This window comes from Crossiella cryophila, from assembly GCF_014204915.1.
In the GTDB taxonomy this organism is placed as follows: Bacteria; Actinomycetota; Actinomycetes; order Mycobacteriales; family Pseudonocardiaceae; genus Crossiella; species Crossiella cryophila.
Genome location: NZ_JACHMH010000001.1, coordinates 3,807,501 through 3,832,689, shown reverse-complemented (window position 1 = coordinate 3,832,689; position 25,189 = coordinate 3,807,501). Strand labels below are relative to the sequence as shown.

The following is a 25,189-nucleotide window of genomic DNA, read 5'->3' as shown; positions in this document are numbered from 1 at the left end:
TGACCCTGACCCAAGCCGTGACACGGCGCTCGACCAGGCTGCCCCGCACCCTCCACCCCGGCGCGTGGTGGGTGTGGGCGCTGGGCCTGGCCACCGCCGCCGGCCGCACCACCAACCCGCTGCTGCTGATCATGATCCTGGCGGTGGCCGGTTACGTGGTGGTCAGCCGCCGCGGCAACGCGCCCTGGGCGCTGGCCTTCCGGATGTACCTGCTCTTCGGCGCGTTCATCATCCTGATGCGGGTGCTGTTCCGGATCATCTTCGGCGGCGGCCAGGGCGAGACGGTGCTGTTCACCCTGCCGCAGATCGTGCTGCCCGAACTGGTCGCGGGCATCCGCCTGTTCGGCCCGGTGGCCGCCGAACAACTGCTGGGCGGCCTCTACGACGGCCTGCGCCTGGCCACCATGCTGATCTGCCTGGGCGCCGCCAACGCCCTGGCCAACCCCAAACGCATGCTCAAGGCCGTCCCCGGCGCCCTGTACGAGGTCGGCTCGGCCGTGGTCGTGGCCCTTTCCGTTGCCCCGCAACTGATCGAGAGCGTGCACCGGGTCCGCCGCGCCCGCCGCCTGCGCGGCGGCAGGCAACGCGGCATGCGGGCCCTGCGCGGCATCGTCATCCCGGTACTGGCCGACGCGCTGGACCGCTCCCTGCTGCTGGCTGCCGCGATGGACTCCCGCGGCTACGGCCGCCGCGGCACCGCGAGCCCCAGATCCCGCCTGCTCACCGGCACCCTGGTGCTGCTCGGCCTCTCCGGCGTCTGCGTCGGCGTGTACGGCCTCCTGGACGGCACCACTCCCCGCGCCCTCGGCCTGCCCTTCCTGCTGGGCGGACTGGCCATCGCCGCGACGGGTTTCGTCATCGGCGGCAAACGCGTCCAGCGCAGCATCTACCGCCCCGACCACTGGCACCTGCCGGAGATCCTGGTCGCCGCCACCGGCATCACCGCGGGCGCGCTGCTCTTCCTCACCGGCGCGGTGGACCCGACCAACCTCTACCCCTCGCTGAACCCACTGGCCTGGCCCGAACTGTCCCTGTTGCCCAGCATCGGTGTGCTCATCGCCGTGCTGCCCGCCTGGCTCAGCCCACCCCCACCCACCACGGAGCAGCACCGGTGATCAGGTTCGAGCAGGTCTCCATCCAGTACGCGGGCGCCGCCGAGCCCACACTGTCCACAGTGGACCTGGAAATCGGCGAGGGCGAACTCTGCCTGGTCACCGGCCGCACCGGCACCGGCAAGTCCACCTTCCTCGGCGCCATCAACGGCCTGGTCCCGCACTTCACCGGCGGCACCCTGCGCGGCCGGGTCACCATCAACGGCCTGGACACCCGAACCCACAAACCACGGGACCTGGCCCACCTGGTCGGTGTGGTCGGCCAGGACCCCCTCGCGGGCTTCGTCACCGACACGGTCGAGGAAGAACTCGCCTACGGCATGGAACAACTGGCCATCCCGCCGGAGGTGATGCGCAAGCGAGTGGAGGAAACCCTCGATCTCCTGGGCATCGCCGAACTCCGCAACCGTCCACTCCGGACACTCAGCGGCGGCCAGCAACAACGGGTCGCCATCGGCTCGGTCCTCACCACCCACCCCAGGGTCCTGGTCCTGGACGAACCCACCTCAGCCCTGGACCCCACCGCCGCCGAGGACGTCCTGGCCGCCATCACCCGCCTGGTCCACGACCTGGGCGTGACCGTCGTGGTGGCCGAACACCGGATGGAACGCGTGGTCCAGTACGCGGACCAGCTGATCCACCTACCCGGCAACAAAACCCTGGAGCAAGGCCCCCCGGCCACCCTCCTGCAGACCACCACCATCGCACCCCCCGTGGTCGAACTCGGCCGCCTGGCAGGCTGGTCCCCGCTCCCCCTCTCCATCCGGGACGCCCGCCGCCAGGCCGCCCCCCTGCGCGCTCAACTGGCGGACAAACCCCAACCCACGCAGGGCAGAACCGCCACCGACTCCCCCACCATCCTCGCCGCCAGCAACATCACCGTCCGCTACGGCCAGGTGATCGCCGTCCGCGAACTGACCATTTCCCTGCACCAGGGCCAGATCCTCGCCCTGATGGGCCGGAACGGCTCCGGCAAGTCCTCACTCCTCTGGGCCCTGCAAGGCTCCGGCCCCCGCCAGGGCGGCACCGTCTCGGTCAACAACCAGGACCCCCGGGCGGTCTCCGCGGCGACAGCCCGATCCCTGGTCGGCCTGGTCCCGCAAACCCCCGGCGACCTGCTCTACCTGGAAACCGTCGCCGCCGAATGCGCCGAGGCCGACCAGGAAAGCCAGTCCCCCCAGGGAACCTGCCGCACCATCCTGAACCGCCTGGCCCCCAACATCCAGGACACCACCCACCCGCGTGACCTCTCCGAAGGCCAACGCCTGGCCCTGGTCCTGGCCATCCAGTTGACCGCGGCCCCCAACGTGATCCTCCTGGACGAACCCACCCGCGGCCTGGACTACACGGCCAAGAAGGAGTTCGCCACCCTCATCCGCGCCCTGGCCAGCGAGGGCCGGACCGTCGTGGTGGCCACCCACGACGTGGAACTCGTGGCCAACACCGCGGACCGGGTGACCGTCATGGCCGAAGGCGAGATCGTCGCGGACGGACCCACCGCCGACATCATCATCGCCAGCCCCGCCTTCGCCCCCCAGGTAGCCAAAATCCTCAACCCCCAGCCCTGGTTGACGGTCGCCGAGGTAGCCGAGGCCCTGTCATGACAAAGACCCCCAAGCCCGCCCCCGCCCCGAAACTGCACACCCTCCCCACCCTGGACCCCCGCGCCCTCCGGGTAAGCCCCCGCACGGCGCTGGTCCTCACCATCGCCTCCATCGCGGGCCTGGCCATGTTCCTCTGGCCCCTCTTCGCCGTCGCCCAGCCGGAAGCCATCGCGCACAGCAACGACGCCCCGCTGATCTTCCTGATCGCCCTCCCCGTCCTGCTGGCGATCATCCTGGCCGAGATCACCACCGGCGGCATGGACACCAAAGCCCTGGCCATGCTCGGCGTCCTCTCCGCCATCAACGCCGCCCTGCGCCCCCTGGGCGCCGGCACCGCGGGGATCGAAACCGTCTTCTTCCTCCTGGTCCTGGCAGGCCGGGTCTTCGGTCCGGGCTTCGGCTTCGTCCTGGGCTCCACCTCCCTGTTCGCCTCCGCCCTGCTCACCGCGGGCGTTGGCCCCTGGCTGCCGTTCCAGATGATCGCCAGCTCCTGGATCGGCCTGGGCGCCGGCCTGCTCCCCCGCAGGGTGAAGGGCCGCTGGGAAATCGCGATGCTCGTCGGCTACGGCATCTTCGCCGCCTACGCCTTCGGCTTCGTGATGAACATGTGGTTCTGGCCCTTCACCGCCACCATCGACACCCAACTCGGTTACATCCCCGGCGCCCCGCTGGGCGACAACCTGCACCGCTTCTTCATCTTCACCCTGATCACCTCCAGTTTCGGCTGGGACACCGGCAGAGCCATCACCAACACCATCGCGATCCTGTTGACCGGCCACGCGGTACTGGCGGTACTACGCCGCGCTTCCAGAAGAGCGGCCTTCGACGCCCCGGTGACCTTCACGCCACCGAAGTGACCCTCAGCAACACCCGACCCGCGCGACACCCGCCACCGGCGGCTCCAACGCGGCCTGCTCCACCTCGGCCAGCATCCGCACCCGATCCGCCGCGGTGATCACCCGCCCGCGAGTGGCGACCAGGTGAATCCGCCGCGTGTTCGCGATCGAGGCCAGCGGATCCCCGTCCAGCACAACGACGTCAGCCCGCTGCCCAACCGCAAGGGTGCCTGCCCCCGCCGCCTCTCCCAGGAACCGAGCCACCTCAGAAGTCCCGGCCCGCAACGCGTCCATCGGCGACAACCCCGCCCGCACCAGCAACTCCAGCTCCTCGTGCGCCGAGAACCCGGGGAACACATAGGGATTCCCGGTGTCGGTCCCCAGCAGTGTCCCCACCCCGAACCGGTGCTGCTCCGCCACCATCCGCAGCCGAGCGTCGAAGAACTCCCGCTGCTGCCGGATCTCCAGCTCCGTCACCGGAGACCATCGGGCCAGCTGCCCCGCCCAGTACTCCCGGTAGAACGGCGGCATGTACTTCATCCGCTCGTCCCCCACGAACTCCGCCGCGGGCGAGGAGAAAACCCGCATGGCCACCATCGTCGGCGACTGCCAGGACCCATTGCGCCGCAACTGATGCGCGAGCACCCGAGCCTTCACCGCGCTGTGGCTCAACGCGGCCTCCCGCTCGATCTCCCGCACCCCCTTGAACCACACGAAGGGATCCGCCGGATCCAACGGCATCGCCGCGATCCGCCGCCGCAACTCCGCCTCCCGGGTGCTCGTCGCCAGCGGCAACCCGTACATGTGCTCAAAAGTCCGCTGCCCCAGCGAACTCGACTCACTCATCGGCACATGATCCGAGGCATGCCCGGCGAACCGCACCCCCAGCACCCGGCACTCATCCGCCACCGCCCGCAACAGCACCCGGTCCAGGAACGGATACACCTTCACGAAATCCGCCCCGCCGGCCACCGAGTCCCGCACGGCCTTCCGCGCTTCCTCCGGCGTCCGCACGATCAACGCCATCGGCAACACCGAATCCGGCCCGTCGATGATCGCGCTGCCAATGATCAACCGAGGCCCGAACACCTCCCCGGCCTCGATCCGCCGCCGCAGATCATGGTGCTGCGGGAACCCCCACATCTCCCGGAACCCCACCACCCCGTGCACCAGGCACAGCGGCAGCGTGACCTTCTCCAGGAAAGCCCCGTGCACGTGCATGTCCCACAACCCGGGAATCACATACTTCCCAGGCAGATCGAACACCTCCGCCCCCGCGGGCACCGGCAGATCCCGCCCACCCACCGCGAGAATCCGCCCCTCCCCCAACACCAAGGTGGCATCCCGCCGCACGGGAGAAGCACCGGTATCCACCAGCGTCACCCCACGCAACACCTGCACCGCAACAGAATCAGCGGCCGCGGCCACCCCGGAGCCCATCAGGCTCCCGGCAGCCGCGGCCGCCCCGATCCCACTGAGCCAGCCCAGGAACTCCCGGCGGCTCGTCCCGTTCGCACGCATTCCCGCAGCCTGCACCCTGACGTAACGTCAAGTTCAAGCCCAACCACCTAAAAGTGTCAGCAACACCGCCCCGCCAAAACCTCGCCCGCACGCGAGGCGGCCACCGGCGGCTGCCACTCCAACGCGGCCCGCTCGATCTCCCCCAGCAACCGAACCCGCTCCGCAGGGCCAAAAACCCGCCCCCGGCTCACCACCGAGTGAATCCGCCGCACATTGGCGATCGAGGCCAGCGGATCCGCCTCCAGCACCACCAGATCCGCCTTCTTCCCCACCGACACCGTGCCCACCGAGGAAGCCAGCCCCAGATACCGGGCCGCGTCCCGGGTCACCGTCTGCAACGCGGCCATCGGCGACAACCCGGCCGCGACTGCCGCTCATAGAACTCCCGCTGCTGCGCGATCTGCTCCGGCGTCACCGGCGCCCACCGGGCCGCCCCATCCGCCCAGTACTGCCGGTAGAACGGCGGCAGTTACCTCATCCGCTCGTCCCCGGCGAAGGTCTCCTTGGGCGAGGTCGCCATGTGTATCGCCCGCAACGTCGGCGACAGCCACCCATCCCGCTCCCGCAGCTTCCGGGCCAGTCCGCCGGTACTCGGCCTCCTCCCGCGAGGTGCCGAACAGGAACCCGAACATGTGCTCGTAGGACTTCTGCCGCCGCACCAGCGCCGCGTCCACCGGCACAAAATCCGCCAGGTGCCCGGCAATGCGCAGCCCCAGCCGATCCGCCTCATCCGCGATCGTGGTCAGCAACTCCGGCGTGAGCATCTGATAGACCTTGATGAACTCCGCACCCTTGGCATGCTCGGCCGGGACCGCCGCCCGAGCGCGGTCCCGGCCTCGAACTCCCGCCGGGCCTGATGCGATTCGGCCAGCCCCCACATCTCCCGCGCCCCGGCCAGGGCGCGACGCAGGCCCCGTCGATCAGGGTGGCCCCGCGCAACACGGTGACCTGCACCGTGTCCGCACCGGCCGAACCGGCCAGCACGGGCCACGCTCCGCCGGCAGCGGCGAGAGCGACCCCGTTCCTGGACATCCAAGCTCATGAACTCACATCGGTTGACCGCCAACTTCACCGCCTGCGCTCACAGCCAGCCGTGGTCGCGCGCGATCCGGGCCGCCTCCGCCCTGGTCCGCGCGCCCAGCTTGGCCATCGCCGAGGACACGTAGTTGCGCACCGTGCCCGCGGACAGGTGCACCGCGGCCGCGATATCGGCCGCGGTCGCGGTGTCGTGCACCTGCCGCAGCACGTCCAGCTCCCGCTCGGTCAGCGGGCAGTCCGCCTCGGCCAGCGCGTCCGCGGCGAACTCCGGGTCCACGTACCGCAGACCCGCGTGCACCCGCCGGATCACCTCGGCCAGCAACGAGGCAGGCGCGTTCTTGGCCAGAAAACCCTTGGCCCCCAACGACAACGACTGCCGCAACACCCCTGGCCTGGCATGCCGGGTCAGCATCACCACCCGCACCGCCGGGAACTCCCGCGCCAGCCGGGCGGCCACCGCGGGCCCGTCCAGCCCCGGCATCTCCACGTCCAGCACCACCACGTCCGGCCCGTGCTCGGCCACCGCTGCCAGGCCCTGCAAGCCGTCGGAGACATCGGCGACCACGGTCAGATCCGGTTCCAGCCCCAGCAACGCGGCCACCGCCTGCCGGGTCAGCCGCTCGTCGTCGACCAGCACCACCCTGATCACCGCGCCACCGCCGGCTTCGGCAGGCTCGCGGTCACCACGAACTCCCCGTCCCGCGCCACCGCGCCGAACTCGCCGCCGCCCCCGCTGATCCGCGCCGCCAGCCCGGCCAGCCCCGAGCCCCACTCGCCCGCGTCCAGCACGCCGTCGTTGCCCACCCGCAGCACCACCGATTCCCCTTGCCCGTCAAGGGTGATCCAGCACCGGCGGGCGTCGGCGTGCCGCAGCAGGTTGGTCACCGCCTCCCGCAGCACCCAGCCGAACAACTCCCGATGCGCCGCGGACAGCTCCTCCGGCCGCGCGTCCACCTCGCACCGGATCTCCGCCGAGGCCAGCAACTTGCGCGCCCCGGCCAGCTCACCCAGCAGGTCGGTGCCGCGCTGCGCGTGCGCCAGCGTCCGCACGTCCTGCAACGCCCCCCGCGCCAGCTCCTGCACCTCCACCATCTCGGCGTGCGCCCGCGCGGTGTCCACAGTGGACAGCCGGGCGGCCAGCTCGCTCTTGAGCGACACCACTTCGAGGGCGTGCCCGAGGATGTCGTGCAGGTCCTGGGACAGGCGCAGCCGTTCCTTGGTGGCGGCCAGCTCGGCCGCGGCCAGCCGCGCGTTGTCCAGGTCCAGGCTGGAGCGCCACAGCCGCGCGGTGGTCTCCTGCAGGTAGCAGGTCAGCCCGAGCATCACCACCGACATGATCAGCTGACGGCCCACGTCGGGCACGCCCGCCACCCCGTGGGCCAGCAGCCCCAGACCCGCGAAGATCGCGGACAGCAGACCGGTCAGCGGCCACACGTACCGGACCGACCGGTTGAGCAGCAACTCCGCGCAGGCCAGGCCGGGCAGCACCGCCCAGAATATCGCGACGGCACCCCACACCAGGGCCAGCACGGTGAGCCCCAGCCCGAGCGCCAGCAACGGCACCCCGGTGCGCAGCGGCCGCACCCGCCACGGATCGCGCAGCAACCTCAGCGCGCCGGGCAGGAAGAGCGCGTTGAACGCCGCCCAGCCCACGAGCAGGACCGTCACCTGGACCGGGCTCAGCTCTTCGGAGTTCAGCAGGGACAGCAGCGGGAACATCACCGCCAGGCCCGCGCCGCCATAGAGGGCGTCGCGGAAGTACTTCCGGAGGTGCTCCAGCGCCGCGGCAGACGCCGACTCCTGCTCCTTGATGGCCGTCACCAGCCAAAACTAGCAGCGGACGGCGCCGGCTCCGCCCAGCGGATGACACCTGTCATGCCCACGCACGACACCCGTCACGCCACCCCCTGACATCGCACACTGCCCGCGCGCCCGCCCGATCCATAACTTTGCCCTCATGAACGGCAACGTGATCGAGGTCGAGGACCTCCACTATCGCTACGGCGAGTTCGCCGCGGTGCGCGGGATCGACTTCACCGTACGCCGCGGCGAGACCTTCGCCCTGCTGGGCACCAACGGGGCAGGCAAGACCACCACCCTGGAGGTGATCGAGGGCTTCCGCAAGCCGGCCAAGGGGCGGGTGCGGGTGCTCGGGCTGGACCCGCACGCCGACCGCTACCAGGTGCAGGCCCGGACCGGGGTGATGCTGCAGAACGCGGGGCTGATCGAGGAACTGACCGTGGCCGAGACGCTGCGGCTGTGGCAGCGGCTGTCCAGCCGCACCGACAAGGTGGCCACCGCACTGTCCAGAGTGGACCTGGCGCACAAGTCCGATGTCCAGGTGGACAAGCTCTCCGGCGGCGAGCGGCGGCGGCTGGACTTCGCCATCTCCACCTGGGGCGCACCCGAGCTGGTGGTGCTGGACGAGCCGACCACCGGCCTGGACCCCGAGTCCCGGCAACGGCTCTGGGCCAGGGTCGGGGAGCTGAAGGAGTCCGGCAGCACCATCCTGCTGACCACGCACTACCTGGAGGAGGCCGAGGCGCTGGCCGACCAGGTGACCATCATGCACAACGGGGTCGCGCAGATCTCCGGCACGCTGCACGAGGTCCTCTCCGGCCGCCCGGCCACCATCACCGCGGACCTGCCAGCGCACGCTCCCGCACTGCCGACCCTGCACGGATCGACCACAGTGGACGGTAACCGGATCAGGGTGGAAACCCTTGCCCTGCAAGCCGATCTCACCACCCTGCTGAACTGGGCTGGTCAGCACCGGCTGGAGCTGGAGAACCTCAACGCGAGCCCGGCCTCACTGCACGAGGTCTTCCTCGCGACCTCCGAGAAGGGATGACCGGCATGCGTGCCGCTGTGCTGCTCGGCCTGACCGAGCTGAAGTTGCTGCTGCGCAAGAAGATCAACGCGGCATCGGTGCTGGGGGTGCCGGTGGCGATGTGCGTGGTGGCCTATTCCAACGACCGGCCGGACAACGCGGCCGACTGGGGCTCGATGTTCGCCAACAGCTTCATGATCGTGCTGCTGGTGTCCACCTTCCTGGTCAGCACCACGGTGTTCACCGCCCGCCGCCAGTCACTGGTGCTCAAGCGGATGCGCACCGCGGAGATCACCGACGCGGCCCTGATCGCCGGCATGGTCACCCCACTGATCGTGGTCACCCTGGCCCAGATGCTGGGTTACCTGGCCTTCTGCGTGGCCATCGGCGCCCCACTGCCGGAGAACCCGCTGCTGGCCCTTGGCGGCATCCTGCTCGGCGCGGCGATCGCGCTGCTGGCCGGTGCGGCCACGGCCAGCCTGAGTTCGAGCGTGGAGGTCACCCAGATCACCGCGATGCCGGTGCTGGTGGCCGCGCTCGGCGGCATGATCGCCGGCTTCTCCGACTCCGACCTGGTCCGCACGATCGGCATGCTGATGCCGCTCAACGGTCCGACCACCATGCTGGCCAAGGGCTGGGGCGGCGGTGGCGCGGGCATCCAGTTGCCCGAGATCGCCCTGGTCCTGCCCGCCGGGATCGCGTTGTCGATGGTGGTGTTGGGGGTGATCACCATCCGGTTCTACAAGTGGGAACCGCGCTGATCACCGGAAGAGAAACGCCCGTGCGCCTGGAGGGGTCGCACGGGCGTTTTCCGTTTCCGGGCAAGCAGATCAGGCAGGCACGGCCTGGTCCTTGACCAGTGCCGCGGTCGGCCGCTCGGTGGCCAGCAGGATCGAGTCCAGGATCTCGCCGACCCGGACCGCCGTGTTGGACAGCAGGGTCGAGGTGATGCCGTGGCTGGTCTCGGTGGAGCCCTGCAGGTAGATCCCGGCCCGCAGACCGTCCTGAGTGGACACCCGGTAGTCCCGGTCCACCCGGAGTTCGCCGCGCTCGTCCCGGTGGCAGTGCTCGCCGAGTTCGCCCAGCAGCGACAGCGGGTCCACCGGCCGGTAGCCGGTGGCGTAGACCAGCACGTCGGCCTCGATCACGCTCATCTCGCCGTTGGGCAGGAAGCGCAGCGAGGCGCGGACCCCGTTCGGCGAGGCGTGCACCTCGGTCAGCCGGGAGATCTTGTGGATGTGCATGCGGTGCACACCGCGGACCTTCTCCTGGTACACCCTGGCGTAGAGCTGGTCGATGAGGTCCATGTCCACCGCGGAGTAGTTGGTGCCGCGGTGGTAGTTCAGCAGCATCCGCTTGACCTCGTCGCTGGCGGAGAAGAAGTAGTCCACCGCCTCCGGGTCGAAGATGCCGTTGACGAAGGCGCTGTCATCGGCCGGCGCGTAGCCGTAGCGGGCGAACACCGCGTGCACCTGGGCGTCGGCGTAGCGCCGGTGCAGGTACTCGGTGGTCTCCGCGGCGCTCTGCCCGGCGCCGACCACGATGAACCGCTTGGCCGCGGACTCGGGCAGCTCCTCGAGACGGTGCAACAGCTGCTGGTTGTGCCAGACCCGTTCGGAAACCACGGCGTCCGCGGGCAGGTTCGGCCGCAGGCCCGCGGCCAGCACGATGTTGCGGGCGCGGTGCTCGGTCAGCTCGCCGTCCTTGCGCACCACCACGTCGAAGTAGTCGATCACGCCGTCGGCGGTGTGCACCGGGCGCAGCTCGACCACCTCGCTGCCGTACTCGGCCAGGTGCTCGAACCGCTCGGCCACCCACTCCAGGTAGTCGTGGAACTCGATCCTGGTCGGGAACAGCATCTTGTGGTTGATGAAGTCGGCCAGCCTGCCCTTGTCCTGCAGGTAACACAGGAAGCTGTGCGGGCTGGTGGGGTTGCGCATGGTGACCAGGTCCTTGAGGAAGGAGACCTGCATCGTGGTGTCCTCGATCAGCATCCCGCGATGCCAGCCGAACCGCGGCTGCTTCTCGAAGAACACCCCGCGCAACTGCCGTTGGTCCGGCTGTTGCTGGTTGCGCTCCTCCATCGCCACGGCCAGCGCGAGGTTGGACGGGCCGAACCCAATGCCCACGAAGTCCAGGACCGGAATATCTCGTTCCTCGGTCGCAGTCGACACGCTTGCCCCTTCACTGCCGAGCCACGGCACTGGAAACTTAGGTTAGCCTTACCGAAACAATCAGACGGGCCCCTGTCAAGTTCACAACGCCCAGATGCCGCGCACGACACAGTCGCCCCGCCCAGGCTAGGTGTTTAGCCTAACCTAAGTTAGCGTTGCCTACCAGAACTGTCCGATCTTGAGTGGTGGAGGACGCCGGTGCCGCTCGAAGCGCCAGCCAGACAGGACAACGAGCAGCGCACGGTCGATCTGCTGGCCGATCCACTGCTGGTGGCGACCCGGCTGACCGAGGCGGGACTGAGCGAGACGCACGTGCTCTACGAGCGCTCCGGCGAGTTCGCGGTGGCATTGGGCGCGGCGGCCCGGATCACCGTCACCCGCACCGAGATCACCTTGGTCGCGGGCGAGTTACACCGCACCCTGCCCTGGCAGCGCACCCCGCTGGAACGCATCGACGAGCTGCTCGCCCAACTCCCCTTCACCGGCTGGCGCGCCTACGGCTGGGCCGGGTTCGAGTTCGCCTACGCGCACGCGGGCCTGCTGGACCAGGTGGGCGAGGATCCGTTGCTCCACCTGGTGATCCCGACCGTGGAGGCCCGGCTGTCCGAGGGTTCCGCGGTGGTCACCGGCACCGATCCGGTGCTGCTGGCCAAGGTCGCCGCACTGCTGGCCGAACCGGTGGCCGAACCCGCCTACCAGCCGGTGCCGGTGGAGCTGGGCGAGGCGGGCGCGGAGCAGTACCGGACCGCGGTCGCGGGCGCGATCGAGGAGATCCGCGCGGGCCGCCTGCAGAAAGTCATCCTCTCCAGAGTCGTCCCGGTGGAGCAGCCGGTGGACCTGGCAGGCACCTACCTGGTCGGCCGCCGCCGCAACACCCCGGCCCGGTCCTTCCTGCTCGACCTGGGTGGCGTGCGCGCGGCCGGGTTCAGCCCGGAGACGGTCCTGGAGGTGGACGCGCACGGCCGGGTCACCACCCAGCCGCTGGCCGGCACCAGGGCGCTGACCGGTTCGGCCGAGGAGGACCAGCGGCTGGAGCAGGACCTGTTGCAGGACAGCAAGGAGATCTACGAGCACGCGATCTCGGTGAAGGTCGCGCACGACGAGCTGGCCGAGCTGTGCCGCCCTGGCAGCGTGGACGTGCACGGGTTCATGTCGGTGAAGAAGCGTGGCAGCGCCCAGCACCTGGCCTCCACGGTGACCGGCGAACTGCCCGCGGGCGAGGGCCCCTGGGGAGCCTTCGCCGCGTTGTTCCCCGCGGTCACCGCCAGCGGCGTGCCCAAGCGCGCGGCCTACGAGACCATCGCCCGGCACGAGTCCGAGCCGCGTGGCCTGTACTCCGGCGCGGTGTTCCGTGCGGACAGCGAGGGCACCCTGGACGCGGCGCTGGTGCTGCGCACGGTGTTCCAGCGCGCGGGCCGGACCTGGCTGCGTGCCGGGGCCGGCATCATCGAGCAGTCGGATCCGGACCGCGAGCTGGAGGAGACCTGCGAGAAGCTGCGCAGCGTGTCCCCGCACCTGGTGCGCGGGGACTAGCCCACCGGCCAGGGCCGCTGCGGCGGCCGCAGCTGCTCGAACGCGCGGGCCAGTCGCAGCACCCCGAGGTCGTCGAAGCGCTTGCCGGTGATCTGCACGCCGATCGGCAACCCGTCCGCGCTGTAACCCGCGTTGAGCGAGAGCGAGGGCTGCCCGGACATGTTGAACGGCACGGTGAACCCGATGTGCTCGAACGGTTTGGCCGGATCATCCACCGGTGATGCCTGTTCGGCGCCGAAGGAGACCACCGGGCAGACCGGGCTGAGCACGAAGTCGTACTCGCGGAAGGCCCTGGTGGCCGCGGCGCTCATCACGTCCATCTGGGCGAAGCCGCGGTACACCGCCAGACTGTCCACTTCGGACCCGTCGAACACCCAGTCCCTGATGTAGGGCAGGATCTTCGCGATCCGCTCTTCCGGCCACCCGGCCAGGTCGGCGGCGAACCTGGTGCGCCAGAACCGATCGAGCCCGTCCAGGACCTCCTGGGTGAGGAAGGGCCGCACCGGGGTGACGATCGCCCCGGCCGCCTCGAAGGCCGCCGCGGCGGCCCGCACCGCGGCCAGGACCTCGGCTTCGACCGGCAGTCCGGCGCCCGCCTCCTCCTGCAACCCGATCCGCAGGCCCTTGACCTCGATGTCGAGCTGCTGCCACGGGAGCTGTTCGGGCGGCAGGCTCCAGTAGTCGCGGTCGTCGGGCTGGGCGAGCACGGACATCAGCAGCGCGGCGTCGGCCACGGTGCGGGTGATCGGCCCGGCGACCCGGCCCAGGAACGGCGGATCCACCGGCACCCGCCCGAAACTCGGCTTGTGCCCGACGAGTCCGCACAGCCCGGCCGGCAGCCGGATGGAGCCGCCGATGTCGGTGCCCACGTGCAGTGGCCCGTACCCGGCCGCGGCCGCCGCGGCGGCGCCGGCGCTGGAGCCGCCGGGGTTGCGGTCCAGCCGCCACGGGTTGCGGGTGAGCGGGTGGAAGCTGGACAGGCCGGAGGTGAGCATGCCGAAGTCCGGCATGGTGGTCTTGGCCAGGAACACCGCGCCCGCCTCGCGCAGCCGGGCCGCGGGCGGCGCGTCCACCGGCGCGGGCACCAGATCGGTGGCCGCGGTGCCCAGCGGCACCGGCACGCCCTCGGTGGCGATGTTCTCCTTGATGGTGACCGGCACGCCGTCCAGCGCACCGCGTGGTTCACCACGTCGCCAGCGCTGTTCGGCGGCCTTGGCCTGGGCCAGCGCGGTGGCCGGGTCGGGGTGGTAGAGGGCCTGGATATCGGGTTCCCTGGCGCCGATCCGGGCGAGCACCGCCTCGGTCACCGCCACCGGGGACAGCTCCCCGCAGCGGTAGCCCGCAAGGAGTTCGACGGCGGTCAGGTCGGGTAGTTCCGTTGCCATACCGGGGTTTCCTCTCAGCTCGCCGGCGGGTCGAAGCGGCCGTCGACGGCGGTCCAGCCGCCGTCCACGCTGAGCACCGCGCCGGTGACGTAGCTGGCCGCCTCCGAGGCCAGGTACACCACCGCCCCGGCCAGCTCCTGCGGTTTGGCCCATCGGCCGAGCGCGTTCTTGTCGGCGTACGCCTGGTACCACTCGGGACTGTTCTTGATCTGCTGGGTCAGCGGGGTCTCCACCACGCCGGGCGCGATCGCGTTCACCCGCACCCCGGCGGGCCCGAACTCCGCGGCCGCGGTGCGCAGCAGCTGCACCATGCCGGCCTTGGTCGCGGCGTAGGCGCCCTGCCCCGGTTCCACGGTGACCGCGCGGATGGAGGAGAAGGCGATGATGCTGCCGCTGCCGCGTTCGACCATGGCCCCGCCGAAGGCCCGCACCACCTCGAAGGTGGCGGTCAGGTTCAGCGCGATCACCCGGTCGAATTCGGCGCGGGTGTAGTCCAGCAGCCGTTTGCGCACGTTGACCGCTGCGGTGAGCACCACGATGTCGATCTGACCGAGGCTGGCCGCGGCCTTGGCCAGCGCGTCGGAGTCCAGCACGTCGAGCTGGACCGCGCTGGCGGCCGGGCCGATCAGTTCGGCGGTTTCCCTTGCGGTGACCTGGTTGTAGTCCGCGCACACGACTTTCGCGCCGTGCGCGGCCAGTGCCCGTGCGGACTCACGGCCGATGCCGCTGCCGCCGCCGAGCACCACGGCGGTCTTGCCGTCCAACCGGAACAGGCTCGAATAGTCCATTGTGGACACTCCTCACTCTGGCCGAATCACTCTGGGTCGAACCGGGCCAGCGACCGCGCCAGGCTCGGCGCGGCGGCGATCAGCCCTGCGGTGTAGTCCTGTTGGGGCGCGCCGTAGACCGTCGCCACCGGTCCCAGCTCGACGAGTTCGCCGCGGCGCAGCACGGCCACGGTGTCGCAGACGTGCCGCACCACGCCGAGGTCGTGCGAGACGAACACCAGGGTCAGCGCGTACTGGCGGACCAGGTCGTCGAGCAGGTTGAGGATCTGCGCCCGCACCGAGACGTCCAGGGCGCTGACCGGCTCGTCCGCGATCAGCACGCTGGGCTTGGGCGCGAGCGCGCGGGCGATGGAGATCCGCTGCCGCTGCCCACCGGAGAACTGATGCGGATACCCGTCGGCGGCGTCCACCGGCAGCCCGACCGCGGCCAGCAACTCGGCCACCCGTTCCTTCCGGCCGGGGATGCCTTGCACCACCAGGGGTTCGCTGATGATGTCGCCGACCCGCAGCCGGGGGTTGAGCGAGCCCATCGGGTCCTGGAACACCAATTGCAGTTCCCGGCGCAGGAACCCGAGCCGCCGTTCGGGCAGTCCGGTGATCTCCTTGCCCTGGAACCGGATCGACCCTGCGGTGGGTTTGTCCAGCGCGGCCAGCAGCCGGACCAGCGTGGACTTGCCCGACCCTGATTCGCCGACCACGCCGAAGCGCTGCCCGGCGGCGATGTCGAAGGACAGCTCGCGCAGTGCCGGGATCTCGGCGCCGGACCGCAGCAGCGAGGTGCGGGTCCGCCGGTAGGTGCGGTGCAGCCCGCGGACCTGGATGAGGGGTTCAGTCATCGCCATTCCAGGTGATCGTGCGCAGTTTCCCGTGCTCGTCGAGTTTCTCCAGGTCGGATGCTGCCAGCAGGCCCTGGGTGTAGGGGTGGCGCGGGCTGGTGAACAGGCCGGGCAGCGGGCCCGCGTCGACCACCCGGCCGCCGTGCATGACCAGCACCCGCTCGCACATGTCGGCGACCACGGCCAGGTCGTGCGTGATGAACAGCAGCGCGGTGCCACGTTCCTCGGTCACCGCGCGGATCAGTTTGAGCAGCTTGGCCTGCACGGTGACGTCCAGCGCGGTGGTCGGCTCATCGCAGATCAGCACCTCGGGGTCGTTGGCAAGGGCCATCGCCAGCAGCACCCGCTGCCGCTGCCCGCCGGACAGCTCGTGCGGGTAGGCCCGCGCGGTGATCTCCGGATCGGGCAGCCGCACCTGGTCCAGCAACTCCACCGCGGCCGCCTTGGCCGCGCGGCGGGTCCTGGTGCGGTGCAGGGTCATCGCCTCGGCGACCTGCCTGCCCACCCGCATGGCCGGGTTGAGCGCGGTCATCGGTTCCTGGAAGACCATGGCCATCCGCCGCCCGCGCACCCTGGCCAGTTCCCGCTCCCGCAGCCGGAGCAGGTCACCGTCCACTCCGGACAGTCGCACCGACCCGGTGGCCCGCACGCCCTCGGGCAGCAGCCCCATCACCGCGGCCGCGGTCATCGTCTTGCCGGACCCGGACTCGCCGATCAAGCCGACCCGCTCGCCCCGCGCCACCTCGAAGGACACCCCGCGCACCAGCGCGCGATGCGCAGTGGACACGGTCAGCTCCGCCACGCTCAGCACACTCATGACCGACTCACCAGCCGAGGGTCGAACCGGTCCCGCAACCCGTCGCCGAGCAGGTTGAACCCCAGCACCGCCACCGCGATCGCGATCCCGGGCGCCACCGCCAGCCGCGGTTCCACCGACAGCAGTTCCTGGGACTCCTGCAGCATCCGGCCCCAGCTCGGCGTCGGCGGCCGGGTGCCGAAGCCCAGGTAGGACAGGGCGGCCTCGGCCAGCACCGCGATCGCGAAGGACACCGAGCCCTGCACGATGACCAGGCCGCCGATGTTGGGCAGCACGTGCCGCACCGCGATCCCGGTCCGCCCGCGCCCGGCGGCCCGCGCGGCCAGCACGAACTCCGCCGAGCGCACCTGCGCGGTGGCCGCCCTGGCGATCCGGGCGAACCCGGGCACGGTGGCGATGCCGATGGCGATCATCGCGGTGGAGGTGTCCGCACCGAAGACGGCGCCGAACATGATGGCCAGCAACAGGGTCGGGAAGGCCAGCAGCAGGTCGTTGGCCCGCATCACCAGCTCGTCCAGCCAGCCGGGCCCGAGTGCGGCCAGCACGCCGAGCGGGGTGCCGATCAGCGCCGCCGCGCCCACCGAGACCAGTCCGATCAGCAGCGTGGTCTGCGCGCCGATCATGAGCTGGCTGACGATGTCGCGGCCGAACCGGTCGGTGCCCAGCCAGTACTCCGGGCCGGGCCCGGTCAGCCGCAGCGTGGCGTCCACCAGCGTCGGGTCGTGCGGGGTCCACAGCAGCGACAGCAGCGCGGCGCAGCCCACGAGTCCGATGAGGACGGTCCCGGCCCACAGGCTGGCCGAGCGGCCCTGGCGCGCGCTCACGTGGCCTGCCGCAGCCGAGGGTTGAGCACCGTGTGCAGCACGTCCACCGCGAAGTTGACCAGCAGCACCGCGCACACCAGCACCATCACCACGTTCTGCACCACCAGCAGGTCCCTGGCCGCGACCCCGTCCAGCAGCAGGCTGCCCAGCCCCGGCAGCACGAACACCCGCTCCACCACCACCGCGCCGATCAGCAGCGTGGTGAGCTGGAGGCCGAGCACGGTGAGCACCGGCCCGGCGGCGTTGCGCAGCCCGTGCCGCAGCAGCGCGCTGAACCTGGTGTGCCCCTTCGCCCGCGCCGTGCGCAGATAGTCCTCTGTGGACACATCCAGCACCGCGGAGCGCACGTACCTGGTCAGCACCGCGCCCTGCACCAGCCCGAGGGCCAGCGCGGGCAGCACCAGTCCACGCAGGAATTCCAGTGGATCCCGCACCGGCGGCGTCCAGCCGCCGGCCGGCAGCAGCTGCCAGCGCACCGCGAAGAGCTGCACCAGCAGGATGCCCGCGATGAACCCGGGCACGGCCAGGCCGAGCTGGCTCAGCCAGGACACCGCGACCCCACCGGCCCGCCGCCGTGCCATCGCCGCGTACACCCCGGCAGGCACCGCGATCAGCAGCGCCACCAGCATCCCGGCCCCGACCAGCCACATCGTCACGCCGAGCCGGTCCATCAGCTGCGGGCCGATCGGTTCCCTGGTCACGTAGGAGCGGCCGAACTCGCCGGTGACGAACCCGCCGAGCCAGTCCAGGTACTGGGTGAGCGGCGGCCGGTCGGTGCCGAACTCGCGCCGGGTCTGTTCGAGCAGCTCGGGCGAGGCACTCAGACCCAGCGCCACCTGGGCCGGATCACCGGGCAGCAGGGCCAGGAAGGCGAACACCACCACGGACGCGATCAGCGTGCTGACCAGCAGGATCGCCGTACGCCGGGCCAGTCGCGGCAGCATCGCCGCGGTCACTGCCTGCCCAGCCGGGCGAACTCGAAGGACTCGCCGATCTCGTTGCGCGGCAGCCCGGTCACCTTGGTCCTGGCCACCACCAGGTTGGGGAAGACGAACAGCCAGCAGGCGGCGGCGTCCGTGGCGATGGTCCGGGCCGCCTCCCGCATCAGCCGGTTCTGGGTGTCCGGGTCGACCTGGTCGGCCCGGTCCAGCAGGGTGCGCACGGCCGGGTTGTCGTAGCCCCAGTAGTAGTTGGGGTTGCCGAAGCTGTCGATGTCGCGGGCCTCGACGTGCTGCACGATGGACAGGTCGAAGTCGTGTTCGGTGAAGACCTGCTTGAGCCACACCGAGGGGAAGTCCACCGGCTCGATGCCCACGGTCACGCCGACCTTGTCGAGGTAGGACTTGATCACCTGGGCGGAGGAGATGGCGTAGGGCAGGTTCGGGATGCGCAGGGTCAGGTTCAGCCCGCTCACCCCGGCCTCGCGCAGCAGTTTCCGCGCCTGGTCCGGATCGTAGGGCGTGACGCCGGTGAGGTCCTCGAACCAGGGATCGGTCGGTGGGACCATGCTGCCGATCAGCACCCCTCGCCCGGCCCAGGCCAGTCGCAGCAACGCGGCCCGGTCGATGGCGTGGGTCAGTGCCCGGCGCACCCGCACATCCGACAGCGGCGCGCGGCGGTTGTTGAAGGACAGCACCACCTCGCCGTTGGTGGTGCCCTCCAGCACGGTGAACCGGCGGTCCTGGGTGAACTGCGGGATCGAGTCCGGCGCGCCGACGGTGGCGATCACGTCGATGCCGTTGCTCAGCAGCGCGTTGTTCAGCGCGGTCGGATCGCGGAAGTACTTCAGCGCCACGGTGGTGTAGGTCGGCCGCGCTCCCCAGTAGCCCTCGCGGGCCCGCAGCACGATGGAATCGCCCCTGGTCCGGGAGAACACCTCATACGGTCCGGTGCCCACCGGCCGGGTGCCCAGCTCGTTGACGCCGGTCGGGGAGAACATCGCGCCCACCCGCCCGGTCATGGCGAACAGCCAGCCGTTGCTCGGCCTGCTCAGCACCACCCTGGCGTGCAGCGGGGAGACCACCTCGACCTGGCGTAGAACGTCCATTGTGGACTTGAGGGAGACCGCCCAGTCGGTGCGTACCCGCTCCAGGCTGAACTTCACGTCCTCGGCGCTGAACGGCGCCCCGTTCGCGAAGCGGACATTCGGCCTCAGTCGGAAGTCGTAGACCGTCCGATCGGGACTCACCGTCCACGATTCGGCCAGTCCCGCCGCGATCCGGCCCCCCTCGTCCCGCTTGACCAGACCCTCGTAGACGTTGCCGAGCAACACCTGTGGGATGGCGGCCCCGTCGGTCCTGGTGAAGTCGAAGTTCTGCGGCTCAGCGGTGAAACCGATGCTCACGGTGTTCGGATCGGCCGGTGCGACGGCACGTTCACCCGCCGAACATCCGGTGAAAACGACGCTGAGGACGAGAAGCGACGCGACCGCGCGCAGTCCGCTGGATGATCGTCGCATGTCGGCACACTACGGCTTTCACCGACCGTTGGCCGCCCCCAACGGGTGCAAATCCGCACTGAGTCCGGTGGTGTGTGTCATCCCGGGTTAGCTTGCGCAGAGAACGCGTTGTCAGTACTGGGGTAGGGAGGTTCGAACGTGGAGGGCAACGCACCAGTACAGCTCGCCCGGCGGTCCACACCGCCGAAGCCCGGCACCGAGGTGCCGCTACTGGCCTTCGCACCCCGGGTCGGCCTGCAACTCGGCCACCGCCCGGTCCTGTTGTTCTTCTCCGGCGGCCTGCGCCTGCGCGCCGAGGCCTCTGTCGACGGCCGCAGCCGGCTCCGCGTCCTGGGCTTCCACCTGCTGGCCGATCATCCGCAACTCGGCAAGGTGACCATCACCCGAACCGAACCGGACTCGGCCCCCACCAGCCTGGTGGACACCGGCGGCACCGAGGCTCCCGGCGTGAGCGCCCTGTTCCTGCACTGCGCGGTGGACATCGAGCGTTCCCCCGGTTCGGGCCGGGCCCTGCACCTGCGGACCTCGACCCCGTTGCAGCTGGTCGGCCGCGCCCGGACGTTCCCGCCGGTCAGCGAGCCGTTCCGATCACAGCGGACGGTGGAGCTGTACCAGCCGGGCGATTCGGTGCCGATGGGTTCGCTGGACCCGTTCCGGGTGAACCTCGGAGGTTGCTGACCCAGTTCCCGCCCACACCCGCCGCGGTCAGCCGCGCTCGCCCCGGCCGCCTCGCGATGCCAGCCGACATTGCCCAGCGGCGGCGTGCGACCAGCTGCCATTGTCCCGCGGCCGCGTGCGACCAGCCGACATTGCCCCGCGGCCGCGAGGCGACCAGCCGCCATAGCCCCGGCCGCCTCGCGCGGTCAGCCGCCGATGCCCAGTGGCCGGTGCGTCGCGGTCGCGGTGACCTCTACCCCGGTGCCGTGCACGATGAGCCGCCCCTTGCCGCGGCGCTTGGCCGAGTACATCGCCGCGTCGGCCAGGCCGAGCAGCTTGTCCGCGGTCAGGTCGTGCTCGAACACGGTCAGGCACACCACGCCGATGCTCGCCCTGGCCACGTGCTGCTGCCCGGCGATCGCGTACGGCACCTGCAACGCGGACAGCACCCGCTCGCCGACCTCTTCCGGCGGGTGGTCGGTGCCGTCGAGCAGCACCCCGAACTCGTCCCCGCCCAGCCGCGCCACCGTGTCCGTGGCGACCACGCAGCCGCGCAGCCGTTCGCCGACCGCGCGCAATACCGCGTCGCCCGCGGCATGTCCGAACCTGTCATTGACAGCCTTGAAGTCGTCCACGTCGATGAACAGCAGCATCAGCGGCCGATGCTCGTCGATCCGGCTGCGGATCGCCCCGCTGAGCCGGTCCCGGAAGACGACCCGGTTGGCCAGCCCGGTGAGCGAGTCGTGGTAGGCCTGGTATTCGAGCTGCCGCTGGCTGTCCTGCAGGCGTTTGAGCAGTCGCATGTTGTCCGCTGAGGTCAGCAGCTGGCGCACCATGATCAGCCCGACGCAGAACAGTCCCAGGTAGACCTGCCACATCCCCAGTTGGATGCCCAGTGCGGTGCCGATCGCGATGAACACGCCGGTGATCACCAGCGGCACGTACGGCACCACCAGGTGCAGGTAGTCCCCGGCCTGCAACCGGCCCGAGTCCCGCCCCGCAGGCCCGCGGTCCACCGGCGCCCACGGCGCCAGCGCGAAGATCAGGGTGCCCGCCATGAAACCGGCGTCCGCGATCGGCGGCACATGCCCGGTGCCCTTGGAGATCAGGTAGGCGAACAGCCAGCCGGAGGCGGACTGGCAGGCGAAGGCCACGCTGAGGAAGACCACCGGGAGCTGCCGCGCGGTCTGCCGGACCCGGGACAGGGTGGCGACCACGCCGAGCAGCACCACATAGGCGGCCGGGTGCACCAGCAGGGTGATCATGCCGGGACCACTGCTGAACCAGGAGCGCGGCGCCCCGCTGGGGATGGCCGAGGCCACCCAGAACAGGAAGGCCAGCGAGCCGAGGATGATCAGCGCGTCCACCAGCAGCATCGCCCCGCCGTAGCGCCGCCGTGCCACCGGCGCGGCCACCTCGGAATGCTCGCCGCGGGCCAGTTCGACCACGCCGGCCATGGACAGCAATGGCGCGATGACAAAGGCGGCCGAGGCGACAATCGCGATTGTCCGGGTCATCCCGACCATCGAGCCCACGGTCAGCGCCGCCAGCCCGAAGGCCAGCCCGACGCTCGCCGCGGCCATCCAGTTCCGCCACCGCCGGCCCACCCCGGTCCGCCCCCGAGCGGTCCAGGAGTACCCGAACACTGCGAACAAGGCCGCTACCAGCTGAAACGCCTTGTCCGTGATCATCGACGCCCAGGGGGACAAGATCCCCGAACTGGTGACGACCACCAGCAACGACAACCCGACCAGGGTCGTCGTGGTCAGCACACGGAACGTTCGCGCGGCCATTGCTCCCGCTGTCGACTAATGCGGCGGATATGCAGGGACCGGACCACTGTAGTAATAGCCGCCAGAACTGTCGACCTGATCGGGTGACAACGGCACCCTTGACCGGCAATGTGCAACATGCACTCTGCGATTTTCGGTCAATGAATTCAATGCACTAAAGGGCACTGAACAACGCCAAAATGCGAAAAAGCTTCCGGCCCCGGGGCGAACCCACGAGGCCGGAAGCCTTCTCAAATTTAGTTCGGCGGCGTCCTACTCTCCCACACGCTCACGCATGCAGTACCATCGGCGCTGGAGGACTTAGCTTCCGGGTTCGGAATGGGACCGGGCGTTTCCCCTCCGCCATAACCACCGAAACACTATGAAAAAACACAAACCATCAACACACACTCAGGTGTGCCAGGTTGGTTCTTTCAGAACCACACAGTGGACGCGTAGCAACTTTGTGAGCAAGCCCTCGGCCTATTAGTACCCGTCAACTCCACCTATTACTAGGCTTCCATCTCGGGCCTATCAACCCCATCGTCTATAGGGGGCCTTAACCCTTCAAGAGGGTGGGAGACCTCATCTCGAAACAGGCTTCCCGCTTAGATGCCTTCAGCGGTTATCCCTTCCGAACGTAGCCAACCAGCCATGCCCTTGGCAGAACAACTGGCACACCAGAGGTTCGTCCGTCCCGGTCCTCTCGTACTAGGGACAGCCTTCCTCAAGTCTCCAACGCGCGCGGCGGATAGGGACCGAACTGTCTCACGACGTTCTAAACCCAGCTCGCGTGCCGCTTTAATGGGCGAACAGCCCAACCCTTGGGACCTACTCCAGCCCCAGGATGCGACGAGCCGACATCGAGGTGCCAAACCATGCCGTCGATATGGACTCTTGGGCAAGATCAGCCTGTTATCCCCGGGGTACCTTTTATCCGTTGAGCGACACCGCTTCCACAAGCCAGTGCCGGATCACTAGTCCCGACTTTCGTCCCTGCTCGACCCGTCAGTCTCACAGTCAAGCTCCCTTGTGCACTTACACTCAACACCTGATTGCCAACCAGGCTGAGGGAACCTTTGGGCGCCTCCGTTACCCTTTGGGAGGCAACCGCCCCAGTTAAACTACCCACCAGGCACTGTCCCTGAACCGGATCACGGTCCGAGGTTAGATATCCAGTACGACCAGAGTGGTATTTCAACGATGACTCCACCACAACTAGCGTCGCAGCTTCACAGTCTCCCACCTATCCTACACAAGCCGAACCAAACACCAATACCAAGCTATAGTAAAGGTCCCGGGGTCTTTCCGTCCTGCCGCGCGTAACGAGCATCTTTACTCGTAATGCAATTTCACCGGGCCTGTGGTTGAGACAGCGGAGAAGTCGTTACGCCATTCGTGCAGGTCGGAACTTACCCGACAAGGAATTTCGCTACCTTAGGATGGTTATAGTTACCACCGCCGTTTACTGGCGCTTAAGTTCTCAGCTTCGCCACACAAGTGTGACTAACCGGTCCCCTTAACGTTCCAGCACCGGGCAGGCGTCAGTCCGTATACATCGTCTTGCGACTTCGCACGGACCTGTGTTTTTAGTAAACAGTCGCTTCTCCCTGGTCTCTGCGGCCAACCAACCCTAGCCCGTAAAGAGCTTCAAGTCAGCGGGCCCCCCTTCTCCCGAAGTTACGGGGGCATTTTGCCGAGTTCCTTAACCACAGTTCACCCGAACGCCTCGGTATTCTCTACCTGACCACCTGTGTCGGTTTGGGGTACGGGCCGCGTGAACACTCACTAGAGGCTTTTCTCGGCAGCATAGGATCACTCTACTTCGCCTCAATCGGCTACGCATCACGTCTCAGCCTTAATGGATGACGGATTTGCCTATCACCCGGCCTACACGCTTACACCAGTACTACCACTCACTGGCGGAGCTACCTTCCTGCGTCACCCCATCGCTTGACTACTACGAGATCAGGTCCCACGCTCACTCAGTTTCTCCCGAAGGATCCACTTCGCTCGGGTGGTTAGTATCCCTCGCCTCACCATGGGCGCATCCACACGGGTACGGGAATATCAACCCGTTGTCCATCGACTACGCCTGTCGGCCTCGCCTTAGGTCCCGACTTACCCTGGGCGGATTAACCTGGCCCAGGAACCCTTGGTCATCCGGCGGCAGAGGTTCTCACTCTGCAATCGCTACTCATGCCTGCATTCTCACTCGCACACCCTCCACAACTCGCTCACGCGGCTGCTTCCCTGGATGCACGACGCTCCCCTACCCATCCACACGACTAGACACCCGGTTCAAGCCCGGGAGCCGATCTATAGTGTGAATGACACGGCTTCGGCGGTACGCTTAAGCCCCGCTACATTGTCGGCGCGGAACCACTTGACCAGTGAGCTATTACGCACTCTTTAAAGGGTGGCTGCTTCTAAGCCAACCTCCTGGTTGTCTGAGCGACCCCACATCCTTTCCCACTTAGCGCACACTTAGGGGCCTTAGCCGGTGTTCTGGGCTGTTTCCCTCTCGACTACGAAGCTTATCCCCCGCAGTCTCACTGCCACACTTCACACACCGGCATTCGGAGTTTGGCTGATTTCAGTAAGCTTGTAGGCCCCCTAGACCATCCAGTAGCTCTACCTCCGGCGTGAAACATGTGACGCTGCACCTAAATGCATTTCGGGGAGAACCAGCTATCACGGAGTTTGATTGGCCTTTCACCCCTACCCACAGCTCATCCCCCAGGTTTTCAACCCTGGTGGGTTCGGGCCTCCACGACGTCTTACCGTCGCTTCACCCTGGCCATGGGTAGATCACTCCGCTTCGGGTCTAGAGCACGCGACTATTTCGCCCTATTCAGACTCGCTTTCGCTACGGCTACCCCACACGGGTTAACCTCGCCACGCACCACTAACTCGCAGGCTCATTCTTCAAAAGGCACGCCATCACCCGAAGGCTCTGACGGATTGTAAGCACACGGTTTCAGGTACTCTTTCACTCCCCTCC

Annotated in this window: 21 protein-coding genes and 2 rRNA genes (1 of these 23 running past the window's edge); 7 read left to right on the top strand and 16 right to left on the bottom strand. The window is 68.9% G+C overall.

Annotated features, from left to right (window positions below; translation table 11 throughout):
* Positions 1–17: 17 nt before the first annotated feature.
* Genes HNR67_RS17255 through HNR67_RS17245 form a run of 3 tightly spaced genes read left to right on the top strand, consistent with a single transcriptional unit; the run spans position 18 to position 3,573 of the window.
* The gene (locus tag HNR67_RS17255; protein WP_312987466.1) at positions 18–1,115 is read left to right on the top strand and encodes a CbiQ family ECF transporter T component; all 1,098 of its coding nucleotides are present in this window, start codon (positions 18–20) and stop codon (positions 1,113–1,115) included.
* Entirely contained in the window at positions 1,112–2,716 is a 1,605-nt protein-coding gene (locus tag HNR67_RS17250) for an ABC transporter ATP-binding protein (RefSeq protein ID WP_185003284.1), read from the top strand. The genes HNR67_RS17255 and HNR67_RS17250 overlap by 4 nt, the downstream gene beginning before the upstream one ends.
* Entirely contained in the window at positions 2,713–3,573 is an 861-nt protein-coding gene (locus HNR67_RS17245; protein WP_221489936.1) for an ECF transporter S component family protein, read from the top strand. Before HNR67_RS17250 ends, HNR67_RS17245 begins: the two co-directional genes overlap by 4 nt.
* Before the next feature lie 3 nt (positions 3,574–3,576).
* On the opposite strand, the gene HNR67_RS17240 is transcribed toward HNR67_RS17245, so the two are convergent.
* From HNR67_RS17240 to HNR67_RS46260, 5 genes are all read right to left on the bottom strand, one after another.
* Positions 3,577–5,073, bottom strand: a complete 1,497-nt coding sequence (locus HNR67_RS17240; protein ID WP_185003283.1) for an amidohydrolase family protein — start codon at positions 5,071–5,073, stop codon at positions 3,577–3,579.
* A 56-nt stretch (positions 5,074–5,129) separates the two neighbouring features.
* Complete coding sequence (locus HNR67_RS17235) at positions 5,130–5,429, bottom strand: amidohydrolase family protein (protein WP_281403239.1); 300 nt, start codon at positions 5,427–5,429, stop codon at positions 5,130–5,132.
* A gap of 18 nt (positions 5,430–5,447) precedes the next feature.
* Entirely contained in the window at positions 5,448–5,837 is a 390-nt protein-coding gene (locus HNR67_RS17230) for a hypothetical protein (protein ID WP_185003281.1), read from the bottom strand.
* Positions 5,838–6,154: 317 nt separating this feature from the next.
* Complete coding sequence (locus HNR67_RS17225) at positions 6,155–6,760, bottom strand: response regulator transcription factor (protein ID WP_185003280.1); 606 nt, start codon at positions 6,758–6,760, stop codon at positions 6,155–6,157.
* Entirely contained in the window at positions 6,757–7,932 is a 1,176-nt protein-coding gene (locus tag HNR67_RS46260) for a sensor histidine kinase (RefSeq protein WP_185003279.1), read from the bottom strand. The genes HNR67_RS17225 and HNR67_RS46260 overlap by 4 nt, the downstream gene beginning before the upstream one ends.
* Positions 7,933–8,068: 136 nt before the next feature.
* On the opposite strand from HNR67_RS46260, the gene HNR67_RS17215 reads away from it, so the two are divergent.
* Both HNR67_RS17215 and HNR67_RS17210 read left to right on the top strand, forming a co-directional pair.
* Positions 8,069–8,962, top strand: a complete 894-nt coding sequence (locus HNR67_RS17215) for an ABC transporter ATP-binding protein (RefSeq protein WP_185003278.1) — start codon at positions 8,069–8,071, stop codon at positions 8,960–8,962.
* A 5-nt stretch (positions 8,963–8,967) separates the two neighbouring features.
* On the top strand, positions 8,968–9,702 hold the full coding sequence (locus HNR67_RS17210; RefSeq protein WP_185003277.1) for an ABC transporter permease: 735 nt from the start codon (positions 8,968–8,970) through the stop codon (positions 9,700–9,702).
* A 69-nt stretch (positions 9,703–9,771) separates the two neighbouring features.
* On the opposite strand, the gene HNR67_RS17205 is transcribed toward HNR67_RS17210, so the two are convergent.
* Positions 9,772–11,115 (bottom strand): lysine N(6)-hydroxylase/L-ornithine N(5)-oxygenase family protein, encoded by a 1,344-nt coding sequence (locus HNR67_RS17205; protein WP_185003276.1) that lies wholly within the window; start codon positions 11,113–11,115, stop codon positions 9,772–9,774.
* Positions 11,116–11,313: 198 nt separating this feature from the next.
* On the opposite strand from HNR67_RS17205, the gene HNR67_RS17200 reads away from it, so the two are divergent.
* Entirely contained in the window at positions 11,314–12,648 is a 1,335-nt protein-coding gene (locus HNR67_RS17200; protein WP_185003275.1) for a salicylate synthase, read from the top strand.
* Here HNR67_RS17200 and HNR67_RS17195 read toward each other — a convergent pair.
* The 7 genes from HNR67_RS17195 to HNR67_RS17165 are packed head-to-tail and all read right to left on the bottom strand — an operon-like array spanning position 12,645 to position 19,756.
* Positions 12,645–14,033 (bottom strand): amidase, encoded by a 1,389-nt coding sequence (locus tag HNR67_RS17195; protein ID WP_185003274.1) that lies wholly within the window; start codon positions 14,031–14,033, stop codon positions 12,645–12,647. The two genes, HNR67_RS17200 and HNR67_RS17195, sit on opposite strands and share 4 nt — an antisense overlap.
* Before the next feature lie 14 nt (positions 14,034–14,047).
* Positions 14,048–14,821 carry an SDR family NAD(P)-dependent oxidoreductase gene (locus HNR67_RS17190; RefSeq protein ID WP_185003273.1) on the bottom strand — a complete coding sequence of 258 codons (774 nt, stop codon included), beginning with the start codon at positions 14,819–14,821 and terminating at the stop codon, positions 14,048–14,050.
* A gap of 26 nt (positions 14,822–14,847) precedes the next feature.
* Positions 14,848–15,657: an ATP-binding cassette domain-containing protein gene (locus HNR67_RS17185; protein ID WP_185003272.1), complete on the bottom strand. Its 810-nt coding sequence runs from the start codon at positions 15,655–15,657 to the stop codon at positions 14,848–14,850.
* A complete protein-coding gene (locus HNR67_RS17180) occupies positions 15,650–16,474 on the bottom strand; it encodes an ABC transporter ATP-binding protein (RefSeq protein WP_185003271.1) in 825 nt (274 codons plus the stop codon). The genes HNR67_RS17185 and HNR67_RS17180 overlap by 8 nt, the downstream gene beginning before the upstream one ends.
* On the bottom strand, positions 16,471–17,298 hold the full coding sequence (locus tag HNR67_RS17175) for an ABC transporter permease (protein ID WP_185003270.1): 828 nt from the start codon (positions 17,296–17,298) through the stop codon (positions 16,471–16,473). The genes HNR67_RS17180 and HNR67_RS17175 overlap by 4 nt, the downstream gene beginning before the upstream one ends.
* Positions 17,295–18,242, bottom strand: coding sequence for an ABC transporter permease (locus tag HNR67_RS17170; protein WP_185010753.1), 948 nt, complete (start codon positions 18,240–18,242; stop codon positions 17,295–17,297). Before HNR67_RS17170 ends, HNR67_RS17175 begins: the two co-directional genes overlap by 4 nt.
* An 8-nt stretch (positions 18,243–18,250) precedes the next feature.
* The gene (locus tag HNR67_RS17165; RefSeq protein WP_185003269.1) at positions 18,251–19,756 is read right to left on the bottom strand and encodes an ABC transporter substrate-binding protein; all 1,506 of its coding nucleotides are present in this window, start codon (positions 19,754–19,756) and stop codon (positions 18,251–18,253) included.
* Positions 19,757–19,894: 138 nt separating this feature from the next.
* Between HNR67_RS17165 and HNR67_RS17160 the strand changes: the two genes are divergently transcribed.
* Positions 19,895–20,434: a hypothetical protein gene (locus tag HNR67_RS17160; RefSeq protein WP_185003268.1), complete on the top strand. Its 540-nt coding sequence runs from the start codon at positions 19,895–19,897 to the stop codon at positions 20,432–20,434.
* Positions 20,435–20,619: 185 nt separating this feature from the next.
* On the opposite strand, the gene HNR67_RS17155 is transcribed toward HNR67_RS17160, so the two are convergent.
* From HNR67_RS17155 to HNR67_RS17145, 3 genes are all read right to left on the bottom strand, one after another.
* On the bottom strand, positions 20,620–21,996 hold the full coding sequence (locus tag HNR67_RS17155; protein ID WP_185003267.1) for a GGDEF domain-containing protein: 1,377 nt from the start codon (positions 21,994–21,996) through the stop codon (positions 20,620–20,622).
* 449 nt (positions 21,997–22,445) lie between these two features.
* Positions 22,446–22,562, bottom strand: a 5S ribosomal RNA gene (rrf, locus tag HNR67_RS17150).
* An 89-nt stretch (positions 22,563–22,651) separates the two neighbouring features.
* Positions 22,652–25,189: ribosomal RNA gene (locus HNR67_RS17145) — 23S ribosomal RNA — on the bottom strand (it continues 574 nt past the right edge of the window).